We start from the raw sequence: 12,483 nt of genomic DNA on the forward strand, positions 1-12,483 counted from the left end.
AATTGTAATAGGTTTTATTTTCCAGATGCAACCATAGATATTAAGGAAGAAGCCAGGTTTGATTCAAATGGAACACCTGGGCCGCTAATTTTATCTATCTCATTTCCATCAGGTTCTGGTGATATTTTTGTAATTAAAGAGGTTAAGGTTGGCTCTTTATTTGTACACGATATTAATACTATTGTTGCCAAATTACAAACAGGTGATTTTGCACCTTTTAAAATTCCAGTTACAATTGTTTATTTTCATAACGATATCTCGCCATGAATGTATTGATCGTTAACTACATATACGTATCAGTATTGATCTAATCTACGTTACCTAAAATTTTTTAAAATTAAAAATGTATTATTTAATTATTGTTTAATGTATCTTAATCTTTAATTTAAAATGATTATAAGATAATAATAGAAGGAAAAGAATATTAATTAATTACAGTTATAGTGTGTATAATTATGTTAAAATATTATCTATTTTTTCTATATAGAAATTTATAATACCCTCGAATATACAATTTAGTGATCTAGAATAACGTGTAATTAAGTTTAGATAGATGTATTGTATATTTTTTTATAATAAAAATTAGCAATAAAAATTTTCTCAATAAAATTATAATGTAAAAGTCTATTACAATATTTTGATATTAAAAAATAACTATATGATAATTTTTCTAGATTGCAAGAAAAAGCTTATAATTATTATGATAATATTATTATTGTTTCTTAAATGCAATATAATATATATTAATTTTAGAATAGGATTGTACTCTATTAATATAGTAAAACACTATATAATTATATGATATAAAGAATATTTATTAATTTTTATAAAAAAAATTTGCATATTCACTCTATATTATCTTTGTTATAATTTTTTGTAAAAATTTGACATACATAGAAACCGATGGATTATAATATAGGTAGTTAGTTTTATCAACACTCTTTTATTATGATTTATTATACTATAACAATTTATAAACAAATATATTTTATATAAAAAAATAGATTATGGGAGTTTAAGAAATGAAAAAATTAATGATATTATTGAGTTCGATTAGTTTATTTGCTCCATCAACAACTATGTTAGCATCTTGTTCTAAAGCAAAAAACCCCGAAAAAGAAGTAAAAAATGATGTTAAATTTGAAAAATCAGATTACACTGTTACTATTGGGGGAACAGTTAGTGTTAATATTGCAAATTTTGCAGATTTAGAAAAGGGCGGATATACTAAAAATTGTAGTGTTGTTATAGATAATTCTGCAATTGCAAAATTTGTTGATACACAAGCAAATGAAACTAATAAAAATTACCAAACACTTCAAATCAGTGGAATTGGTGATGGAACTACAAAAGTAACAGTTAAATTTACAAATTTAACAACTGTAGATGTTGAAGAAGGAACATTTAATATAAGTGTTAGGGATTTTTCACAATATAAAGTTAGTTGAGATACTGATAAAAAAACAATTGACCCACTTAAACCTGAAATAAAAGTAGGAAATCTATCTAATTATCAAGAATTTGTAAAAATGAACTTTAAAAATTTTTCAATTAATATGAAATCGGAAGATGAAAATAGTATAGACATTAATTTTTTGTTGAATGGTTGTGATATTAAAGATAATGGAGATATATATCTTAATGTTAACTACTCACAATTGCCAAAATTAGAGGAAGGTCAAGAAGATTACAAACTTGGTATAGTTACTTTTACATTATTAAATACATCCGCAAACTACACATCAAACACTGGAGATATTTCCTTTAATCCTTTTGAGAAAGTTAAAAGGTTTTCAATAACACCAAAAGTTTCTAAAAAGGATATTAATTTGGAGGAAAGTGCAGGTTTTGATTTTATTGTTACTTTTGACACTGATATTCCTTTTAACGATATTCAAACAGAGGCTGCTAAGCCAAAAATAACTTTCAGTGGTGGTAAAGACCCAGATTTTATAGCAACTTCAAGTTATTCTCCACAATCAGACAGCAAATCTTTTACTCTTAATATTAAATTTAAAACTCCATCGATAAGTTACGCATCGGGTAATATTACAATAGATATTCGTTTTAAATCAGGCATAACAGTTTATTATGCAAATCAAAGTTTTAAATACATTGCGCATAGAGTAAGTGCAGGAGATCAATTTGATACTCCCTCAGATGCTCAAACAGGGTATACTAGTAAATATCCATCATCTTCTAAATTTAGTGATTGGCAAACAGAAACACCCAATGCCCAAGCTATAACTATTACAACATCAACTAATTTAGATGCAATTACAAAAGCTGGATATAAATATAAAGATACATTAACAATTGCAGGTGATTCTCCTACAGATGATAATACAGATTATTATAGTTGAAATAATCTTAAGACCCTTGATCTTAAAAAATCAGAAAATGCAAAAATATTTAAAGGCTTAGATTCAAAAATATCATTTTCAAAAATAACAGCTTTTTCAATTGATAACATCTCAGTTGTTGATGATAGTAATTTAATTTTAAATATTAATAAGTTAACAAATAAGGTTGCTGACGATGGAATAATCCATTTTGTTTCTAGATTTTTTGATGATGTTGGAAATGTATGTTGTGCAACAGCGATTTTTAATTATACAAAATCAAAACCTATACCCGCTAATAATGTAACATTTACAAGAGGTTTAATTCCGTATGCTGGCCAAGATGGCTCAACAAATCAAGGAGAAACATTATCTAAATCAATTCATTTAACAGATGAAGATCTTTCTTTTGACTCATTTAGTGTTTCTGCTGATGATAATGCTAAACTAGAAGGTGCTACAATATCAAGTGATAAAACAGATATATTAGCAGTTGAAAATAATTTAGAAAAAAAAGCTGATGGATATCATATTAAAATGAAGCTTATTGGTCAAAAAGGAAAAGACGTAGAACAAGGTAAAGTAACATTAACACTTACAAGTGTTGTAAAAAGTTTTACATTAGATATTTATTATGGAACATACGTTGGAAAAGATGCTAGTTCAGGAAATTATGCAATTTCAAACAACCAAACTTCTGACTCTATAAATTATTTTGTTAGTAAAAATGCTACAAATAGGTCAATTGATGTTTATTATTCAACCACATATAAAGTAGACAGTGCCCCTAATTTAGAATTTGCCGATGGTTACAATTACTCTGGTAGTGAGTCACCATTTAAATTTCATGATGCACAAAATATGGTAGGGGATGTTACCTTTGATGGCGATATAAATGTAACTGGAAGAGGGGTTATTTCCGCTTCTTGAGCAAACAAGATTTATGGAAACGTATTATTTAAAGGAAATGTTAATTATACTGCAAATAGTGATAATTCTTCTGAATCATCTGGTGTTATAAGTGAACAATATGGTGATTGACAAGCTAATAGTGTAAGAATATCGGAAAATAAAGAAATTCATTTTATGAATAACGTTAAAATACATACATCTATGGTTGTTGGGGCGGGTGTTGGATTTATAAATACAATTACAACAGGTATTATTGGTCAAGTGAACGTTGAAGGTTCTGTTGAACTTAATTCAGATTATACATTTACACCAAAATCAGTTGGAATTATATTTTCAAAAAGCTCATCTTTAGAGAATCCGTTGGGATTTGATAATCTTAAGGGTTTAAAAATTGAAAAAGATGCAAAAATAATTGATACTGGCAATTCAACTAATGTTAATAATAGTGGTATAATTTCTAATAATGATGAGTTTTATTCTCCGGATGCAACTATAGATATTAAAGGAGAAGCTAGTTATAAATTTCCTGGAAAATCTGGACCCCTAATTTCATCTATATCAAATACTTCTAACACAGAAAAAGTTTTTGCAATTAAAGAGGTTAACGTTGGTTCTTCATCCTTTAACAACAATGATATTGTTGTTAAATTACAAACTGGCGCTGGAAGTGTTTCTGATTTTACAGTTAAAATTGGAGGAAAACTTTCAAATTTTGATTCTTATAGATACTCATCGTTAAAAACATTTACATTTGACCAATGGAACTAGTTCTGCAATATTTACCTATTTTGTGTGTCAAAATAAATTTTAATTTACTGGGGTACATAATATTTATAAAAAATAGAAGTAAATAAGATATGATAGGTATAATTCAGTAACCTAAACCTTTCTTATTTTATTTTCTAATTTATTCCTTGTTTTTCTCTTATGATATTCAATTTACTTTTTTTAAATTGCCATAATAAAAAACTTAAATATACAATAATTTTTGAATAAAAATTAATAAGAACATTATTGATTTTTATTTTTTTTATCCTCCAGTAAACTTATATTCCCTTATGCTTATTTAATATCAAATTTTTTATTTTATTATTTTAGTATAAATTATATCATATAATTGAATTATTTCTCTAGCCATTAACATAAGTGTTTGTGTTGATAACATTTGGTCTTCTGCGTGTAAGAATAAAACAGTTGGTGTGTGCATAATTCCGTTTGCCTCATCAGTTATTACATCCATATGTTTTTTTTCTGCTTCAATCATTAGTTTCTCAGCTTCATTGATTTTATCAAGTGCCTCTTTAACATTTTTTGTTTTTTTCATAATTGAGATCGCATCCATCGCAATTGATTTAGCCTCCCCACAATATGAAATTATAAAAAATGATATTTCTTCAAAATTTATTTCCATATAAAACCTCCTATATATCAACATTGCTACCTAATAAAAAATACAATAAGTAATACTTAATTATTCTACAAAATATCTAACATTTTTATATATATTTTCTTATATTAATTAAATATTTTAAATTAATGTAATACTTTTTATTTCGTGTAGTACTACATATAATATAAAAAAATGTTGTACAATAAAATATAATTGATATTATATATTTATGAAAGGAAAAAGGTAATATGAAAAATAAAGATAACCAAGAGACAGGTCTCAGAGCTAAAAAACCATCATTTTTTATAAAATTTCAAGATGGTTTACAAAAATTTGGTTACAAGTTAGGTTCTAATAGAATTTTGTGTTCTATGAGGGACGGTTTTGCTGTTGGGGGTGTTGCTACCATGGGGGCAATTTTTCCAGCAGTTTTAGCAGTTATTTTCTTTAATAATGCAACATTGATGGGAAAAATTAATGGAATACACGATAGTAAATTTATGTTATGACTTACAGACTATATTTACCCATTTATGTTAAGTATACAACAAGTAGCAACTGCTGGAGTGGCAATATATTCACTAGTAGCAATTGCATATTTTATGTCAAAAGCATTTGTAAAACAAGGTTCTGTTTTAACATCAACATTACTTACAATTGCTTGTTGATTTGCATTAAACCCATTTGGAGCTTCATGATGTGGACAAATTCAACTACCGTGAAAAGAATTTTCTTATCCTTTTAGTGAAATTGGAATAGAAAATATAGGTGCTAATGGACTAATAATGGTTATGGTTGTTGGTATATCAGCCCCATTATTTTATTCTTTCTTGGTAAGATGTGAAAAATTAAGAATTAAATTACCAGATACTATACCTTCTGCAATTGCTGATGTCATATCTAGTATATTAATTATTTCAATTATGTTAGCTTCATATGCATTATTTGCATGAGCATATGCTGTGATTGCCTATTTAGCAAATATTAAAGAAGCAGTTACTGCCGCTGATGGAACTGTAACATATTATTATGTAGATAATATATTTACATTAATTAACAAAAAATTTGGTGATGGAATTACAAGTGTTGCAACAAGTCCATTCTTCTATGGTGTGCTTGCATTTATGGCAACATTTTTATGACTTTTTGGGGTTCACGGAACAAACATTATAATCCCATTATTTACAGTTGTTTGTACGCCATTACTAATCACAAATATCTATTTTTGGTCATATTATACTAGTGATGCTGTACAAGGTTTTATAAATGGTAGTCCGGGAACTAATCCAAATGATGCTTATTATGACCTTGTTCACCACCTAAATCAAAAATATTGAGATACAATTGGTATTTTAAATAATGATACTGTTAAATATCTAATGGCAAATAAAAATTTCAAAAACCTATTAGGAACGCAAACTGGAACAGATGAATTTGCCAAAGCAATAGCTGCTTGTTTAAGTGATACAGACCCAAGATTCCATCAATCATTAATTGGATTTGGAAATTCTGTTTTAGGTAAAAAAGGAACAGACCAACAAGCAGCCGCAGCTGCTTATAGTGCTATATCTGGAGTTTTGAAATTGAAATCAATGATCGACCCAGTGAAAGGTATTAATCTTGGTCAATATGGATATCATAATGGAATATTATTAGGACCAGTTATTGGTTTAGGATTTGGTGGAACTGGAGATACTGGAGCTTTGACAATTGCAATTCTATTATTTTCAAAATATAAACCATATCGAAAAATAGCAAAAATTGAGGTAGTACCTGCAATATTTAATATCAATGAACCATTAGTATTTGGACTACCTATTGCATTTAACTTTGTTTGAGCAATTCCATATTGTTTATTTACAACAATCTTTGCAATACTTATTACTTACCTACCAAAACTACATATTGTAAGACCAGATGTTGCAACATCAAATGCATATCTTCCATTATGATTGGCAGGTTACTTTAATACAGGAATGGATTGAAGGGTATTACCAATTGGGTGTATATTAGTATCAATACAAATATGTTATTATTCTATATTTATATTTGGTGCAGAAAAATTCTCAATCAGCATGGTTGCAAAAAACAATGAAATGACCTATGAAGAATACATGGAAAAAAATCCAAATCTATACTACAAACACAGTCCATTAAAAGCTTTATTTTCAAAAGAAGCTAGATTGGAAAATAAAGAAGAAATCAAAATAGAAAAAGATTAAAAGCTGTTAAAAAACTAAAAAATAATTAAAAAAGAGAGGTATAAATGAACAAAAATAAATTTCCAGATAATTTTTATTGAGGAGCATCAACTAGCGCATATCAATGTGAAGGTGGATGAAATGAAGATGGAAAAACACCAGGTATAAACGATATTATAGAAAACACACCCCAAAATTCAGAAATATCTGATTTTAAAATTGCTTCTGATCATTATCATCGATGAAAAGAAGATGTGGCTTTAATGGCAGAAATGGGACTAAAAATGTACAGGTTCTCAATTTCTTGACCAAGAATAAACCCAGCTCAAGGTGTATATAATGAAAAGGGTTTAAAATTTTATGACGACCTAATTGATGAACTAAAGAAAAATAATATTGAACCGTTAGTAACAATGTTTCACTTTGACACACCAATATGATTACAGGATATGGGTGGTTGGGCAAATAGAATTGCCATTGATGAATATTATAAATATTGTGAGGTTTTGCTAAAAAGATACTCTAAAAAAGTAAAATATTGGCAAACAATAAACGAGCAAAATATGTATGTTTTAGCAGCGGCAGTTATTTCTAAAACCCCAACCCAAGCAAAAGATGCCTGACAAGGTAATCACCATATGAATCTTGGTCAAGTAAAAGTTATAAAATTATGCCATCAAATAACAGATTGTAAAATTGGTCCCGCACCTAATATATCAGCAGTTTATCATGAAACAAGTAATCCAGAAGACAAAATTGCAGCTCAAACATTAGATGCAATCAGAAATTGAATGTTTTTAGACCCATTATGTTATGGAAGATATAATTCTCTTGCAGTTAATTACCTAAAAAGCAAAGATTTAATGTTTAAAATTGAAAAAGGGGATTTAGAACTTTTAAAAGACCCTATGTCAAGACCAGACTTTATTGCAAACAATTATTACTGTTCTACAACAGTTAGAAAACCAAATGATGAAGATTTAAAAATCGAAAAAACTGGTGACCAACATAACATCAAATCATCTTTTGGTGCATTTGCACAAACAAAAAATAAGTTTTTAAAAACAACTCAATTTGGTTGAGAAATAGACCCTATTGGTTTTAGAATCACATTAAGAGATGTTTGAGATAGATATCATTTACCAATTGTGATTACTGAATGTGGAATTGGATGTAGGGAAAAATTAGATAAGGATGGTAAAATTCACGATCAATATCGAATTGATTTTTATGAAAGTTATTTAAAAGAATTGGCAATAACAATTAATGAGGGAGTTGAAGTCTTTGGCTTTAATCCATGAAGTTGCTTTGACCTTGTTTCTACACACGAAGGAATGGAAAAACGATATGGATTTATTTATGTAGATCGCGGAGAATTTGATCTTAGAACTCTAAATCGCTACAAAAAGGATAGTTTTTTCTGATACAAAGAATTGATTAAGAATAATGGTAGCAACTTATAATAAAAATAGTAGTATAATATAAATGGAGGAACTAAATTATGAGAAAAATATTATTAGCGTGTGCTGGTGGAATGAGTACTTCAATTATTGTTGGTAAGATGAATAAATATGCATCTAGCCAAGGTATTGAGGTTGAAATCAAAGCATTAGCTGCAAATGAGGCTCTTGAAAGACTTAAAGAAGGTTGAGAAATTATATTACTTGGCCCACAAGTTAAGTTTTATAAGGAACAGCTTGATGCAGAAATTAAAAAAGAAAATTTAACAATACCAGTTTATGTAATTCCCTTCCAAGACTATGGTTCTGCTGACGGAGAAGCAATATTAAAAATGGCATTTAAGTTACTAGGAGATAAATAATTTTTATGCTAAAGCTTGCATTTGATATTGGAGGGTCAGCAATCAAAATAGGGTGGATTAATAAGGATTATAAAATAATAAAAAGGGATAGAATTGAACACAATGGCTTGCGTCTACAATTTGACGAAGTTGTTAAGGAAATTGAAGATTATATAGATAAGCAAGATCTTAGCCAATTTTCAGATATTTGTATTTCATCACCTGGTGCAATTGAAAAAAAGACTGGAAAAATACTAGGTATTAATGCAGTTCTAAATTCTGTTGGAAAAAGTTATGTTAAATCTTTTTCAAAAAAATATAATCAAAAAATTTATTGTGAAAATGATTCTAATTGTGCAACATTAGCTGAATTAAAAATAGGAAATGCTATTGGTGTTGACAATGCTATTATTGTTGTTGTTGGGTCTGGTGTTGGTGGTTCTCTAGTTATTAATAAACAACTATATAGAGGTTCTTCCTATTTTGCTGGTGAGCTTGGATTTGTATATGAAGGAGAAGTTTCAGAAGATATTAAAAAAATGTTCCCAATGATTAAAGCAAAAGTTGGTAGCTTTTATGGAATGTATTTTTTATGTGCAAAATACGAACACTTAACAAAAACTAAAAAAAATGGTGAGCAAATATTCGCTCTTTATGAAAAAGATAATATAGCAAAAGAATGTGTTGATGAAATTATTTTTGGATTAGCAAAAATCATTTCAAACGCTACTGCTGTAGTTGATCCAAGTCTAGTTTTAATTGGGGGGGCAGTTAGTGCGAATGATACCTTTTTAAGATTGTTAAAGAAAAAAATAAAAATTATTTATTTTGATAAAATGGTTGCTAATGGTAAATTTAAAGTTAATCGTTGTAAATTTGGAAATGATTCAAATTTATTAGGGGCAGCACTTTTGGTTGAGGAAAGTTAGATTGTACAACTTTATCCATTAAATTAGCATTTAGATACTATAAAAATGAAATAAATTCTATTTCATTTTTTTTTTTTTTTATTTTAGCAACTATAAAAATAATTATCGTGTTATTTTTTAGATAACTTAGCTAAAATTGCACTGTATATTTCATAAAATATATTTGTAAGAACAACATGTCTTGTTATATTTGAACGATCAATTTTTTCATTTTCAATAACAAATTTTTGAACAGATACTCAATCATTAAATTTTTCTAATTGTGCTGTAGTTGTTATCGCAAATATTTTTTTACCGTTTTCTTTTGATAAATTTTTTAAAATATATTGCTCAAATGAATCATTATCTCAACCTGTCAAAACAATCAAGAATAAATTATGTTTAATTATTTTTGATTGTTGGAAATAATCCTGAGAAGTATAAACATTACAATTAATATCTAAGTTTTCTAAATTATCTCTTAAAAACTTAGAAGCCTGAAAACCTTGGAATGATGATAAAATATTTAATTTATTTTCTATAATTATTTCATCCACCAACATTTTTATAAAGGGAATGTTTTTTTTGATTAATCTGAAGATATTTCAATTAATAACTGCTTCTTCATTATCGTCATATTTAATGGCTTTTCCATTTATTTGTTCAATTGCATCCTCAGATTCAATTATAACTCTAAATGTAAGTTCCCTATATCCAGATACACCAACTTTTTTTGAAAAATTTGTTATTGTTGATAGAGAACAATAACACATTTTTGCTATTTCTTTTTCTGAAGGAACTTTTTTTTTCGCTATAAGAAAATCCATTATTTTTAATGCTATTTGATTATATATAGGATTATCGCTGGATTCAGATATTTTTTGTATTTTTTTAATTATTGATCCCATTTATCTCCTAGTAGTTGTTAGATATCTTTTATATTTTAAAATAACTATTTTTGATACTATTCTTATAATAACATATTTATCATTATTATATTTATATTTTTATACATAAATATTTATAAATAACAACTCTAAGTAGATCGGTTAATCTAACAATTAATTTATTTAAAAATCACAATATTGTTTTTTTTATTAAACTCTTTAAAAAATTACTTTTATTTTATTTTTTGATATAATAAGTAGAAGTATTGATGAATGAATTCACAGTTTTTAATTCAATATTCTACTAAAAAATTAAAAAGAAAGGGAAAAATTATGGAGCAAAAATCATTAATAAAGTTAGAAAATGTTACTAAGAAATATAAAAATGGTAATGGTATTTTTGATATTAATTTAGATATTTACGAAGGTGAAGTTTATGGTTATTTAGGACCAAATGGAGCCGGAAAATCAACAACTATTAGACAAATCTTAGGATTTTTAAAACCGCAAATTGGGAAAATTACCATTAATGGTTTTGATGTGTGAAAAGATACAAGAGAAACACATAAAATAATAGGATACATTCCAGGAGAAATTGCTATGATGGAATTTATGACAGGAACAGAGTTTATTCGTTATAACTTTAACCTCCATAAATTAACCGATTGATCAAAAGTTGAAAATTTAATTAAATTTTGAGAATTTGATCCCAAAATTAAAATTAAGGCAATGTCAAAAGGAATGAAACAAAAGGTTGGTTTAGTTTGTGCATGAATGCATGACCCTAAAATTTTTATTTTAGATGAACCTACATCAGGTCTTGATCCTTTGATGCAAGATAAATTTATTAATCTAATTGAAAATGAAAAAAGAAACAATAAAACAGTCATTCTAAGTTCACATATTTTCCAAGAAATTGAAAAAACATGTGACCGTGTGGCGATAATAAGAGCTGGAAGAATTGTTTCTCGTATCGATATGAAAGAAATAAAATATCATGATAATAAAAAATTTGATGTTCAGTTTGTAGATGCTAAAACTTACAAGGAATTTAAATCATCGGTTGCTGAAATATATGGTAGAGATGAAAAATGAAACTCTATTAAATTTTCAGTCAAAAACGATAATATTGATAAATTTATCAAGGAAATATCAAAATTTAATGTTAGTTTTATTAGAGAAATACCATTTACATTAGAAGAATACTTTATGAGATTTTATGAAAAGAATTCAAAGGATATGGAGGAAATTAAAAATGTTTAATAGTTACATATTTTTAAAACAACTTAAGGGTAAATGATTATTTATTTTGGTAGTTAATTTAATTATTATCTTATTGTCTATTCTTGTTGTGTTTGTACTTAATACACCTTTAGATAAAAATAAGCCAACGCCAGATATTTCAACTGTTGATGCTGCATTATCACAAATTATGGAGAATCAATTTGCTTTAGCATTGTTAGTTTCTGGGTGTGTTCTAAGTAGTTTCTTTATTGTTAGAGAAATTTATACTTGTTCTATGACATATATTATATGTTCTCCAGTTTCAAGAACAACCATAATTTCTACAAAAATTATATTTATGTTATTTTCTATTTTATTTGGTTATATTGTAAATCTTATTATTGTATCTCCGTGTGTTGCATTAACATCAAAAGATACTGGATTTACTATCGAAAATTATATATTTAAACTAACAGGTTTATATATATTTGGTCTATTACTTTCAGCGATACCATTCTTTGCAGCTGTTGCAACAAAGACATCAACAATGGCATATGTTTTTGGAATTGGTATTCCTGTTGCTTTCAATGTTGCATATATTATTTCATTGGTAAGTAGTGATATGAACTTCTTAAAATATATTACATTTTACACTTTATTCATCAATCCATTAATGGAGGATAAAAATGCTTGAAATGCAGAAATACCGCCAGCATCTAAATGAGTTGCCCACTACCTTGTCCTTTTCATAGGATCAGCTGGATTATATATTGGTTCTGCAATTGTATTTAAACACAAAGACTTACAATTATAATTAT

At 27.1% G+C, this 12,483-nt stretch carries 10 protein-coding genes; 7 read left to right on the forward strand and 3 right to left on the reverse strand.

The window, feature by feature from the left end; genetic code table 4:
• Positions 1-14: 14 nt before the first annotated feature.
• Positions 15-191, reverse strand: a complete 177-nt coding sequence (locus AAHM97_RS01780) for a hypothetical protein (RefSeq protein ID WP_342269243.1) — start codon at positions 189-191, stop codon at positions 15-17.
• 831 nt (positions 192-1,022) lie between these two features.
• Between AAHM97_RS01780 and AAHM97_RS01785 the strand changes: the two genes are divergently transcribed.
• A complete protein-coding gene (locus AAHM97_RS01785) occupies positions 1,023-4,022 on the forward strand; it encodes a hypothetical protein (protein WP_342269244.1) in 3,000 nt (999 codons plus the stop codon).
• 313 nt (positions 4,023-4,335) lie between these two features.
• Here AAHM97_RS01785 and AAHM97_RS01790 read toward each other — a convergent pair whose 3' ends face one another.
• On the reverse strand, positions 4,336-4,665 hold the full coding sequence (locus tag AAHM97_RS01790; protein WP_342269245.1) for a PTS lactose/cellobiose transporter subunit IIA: 330 nt from the start codon (positions 4,663-4,665) through the stop codon (positions 4,336-4,338).
• A 227-nt stretch (positions 4,666-4,892) separates the two neighbouring features.
• Between AAHM97_RS01790 and AAHM97_RS01795 the strand changes: the two genes are divergently transcribed.
• From AAHM97_RS01795 to AAHM97_RS01810, 4 genes are read left to right on the forward strand one after another with little or no spacing between them, the layout of a single operon-like run.
• Positions 4,893-6,866, forward strand: a complete 1,974-nt coding sequence (locus tag AAHM97_RS01795; RefSeq protein ID WP_342269246.1) for a PTS transporter subunit EIIC — start codon at positions 4,893-4,895, stop codon at positions 6,864-6,866.
• A gap of 44 nt (positions 6,867-6,910) precedes the next feature.
• Positions 6,911-8,308 carry a glycoside hydrolase family 1 protein gene (locus tag AAHM97_RS01800; RefSeq protein ID WP_342269247.1) on the forward strand — a complete coding sequence of 466 codons (1,398 nt, stop codon included), beginning with the start codon at positions 6,911-6,913 and terminating at the stop codon, positions 8,306-8,308.
• Positions 8,309-8,346: 38 nt separating this feature from the next.
• Positions 8,347-8,667 (forward strand): PTS sugar transporter subunit IIB, encoded by a 321-nt coding sequence (locus tag AAHM97_RS01805; RefSeq protein ID WP_342269248.1) that lies wholly within the window; start codon positions 8,347-8,349, stop codon positions 8,665-8,667.
• A gap of 5 nt (positions 8,668-8,672) precedes the next feature.
• Positions 8,673-9,575, forward strand: a complete 903-nt coding sequence (locus AAHM97_RS01810) for an ROK family protein (protein ID WP_342269249.1) — start codon at positions 8,673-8,675, stop codon at positions 9,573-9,575.
• 110 nt (positions 9,576-9,685) lie between these two features.
• On the opposite strand, the gene AAHM97_RS01815 is transcribed toward AAHM97_RS01810, so the two are convergent.
• Positions 9,686-10,462, reverse strand: a complete 777-nt coding sequence (locus AAHM97_RS01815; protein WP_342269250.1) for a hypothetical protein — start codon at positions 10,460-10,462, stop codon at positions 9,686-9,688.
• 252 nt (positions 10,463-10,714) lie between these two features.
• Here AAHM97_RS01815 and AAHM97_RS01820 point away from each other — a divergent pair, with 252 nt between their 5' ends.
• Together AAHM97_RS01820 and AAHM97_RS01825 are read left to right on the forward strand one after the other, a co-directional pair.
• The gene (locus AAHM97_RS01820) at positions 10,715-11,704 is read left to right on the forward strand and encodes an ATP-binding cassette domain-containing protein (protein WP_342269251.1); all 990 of its coding nucleotides are present in this window, start codon (positions 10,715-10,717) and stop codon (positions 11,702-11,704) included.
• On the forward strand, positions 11,697-12,479 hold the full coding sequence (locus AAHM97_RS01825) for an ABC transporter permease subunit (RefSeq protein ID WP_342269252.1): 783 nt from the start codon (positions 11,697-11,699) through the stop codon (positions 12,477-12,479). Before AAHM97_RS01820 ends, AAHM97_RS01825 begins: the two co-directional genes overlap by 8 nt.
• Positions 12,480-12,483: the final 4 nt, after the last annotated feature.

This window comes from Spiroplasma endosymbiont of Aspidapion aeneum (genome assembly GCF_964031045.1).
Lineage (GTDB): Bacteria > Bacillota_I > Bacilli_A > Mycoplasmatales > Mycoplasmataceae.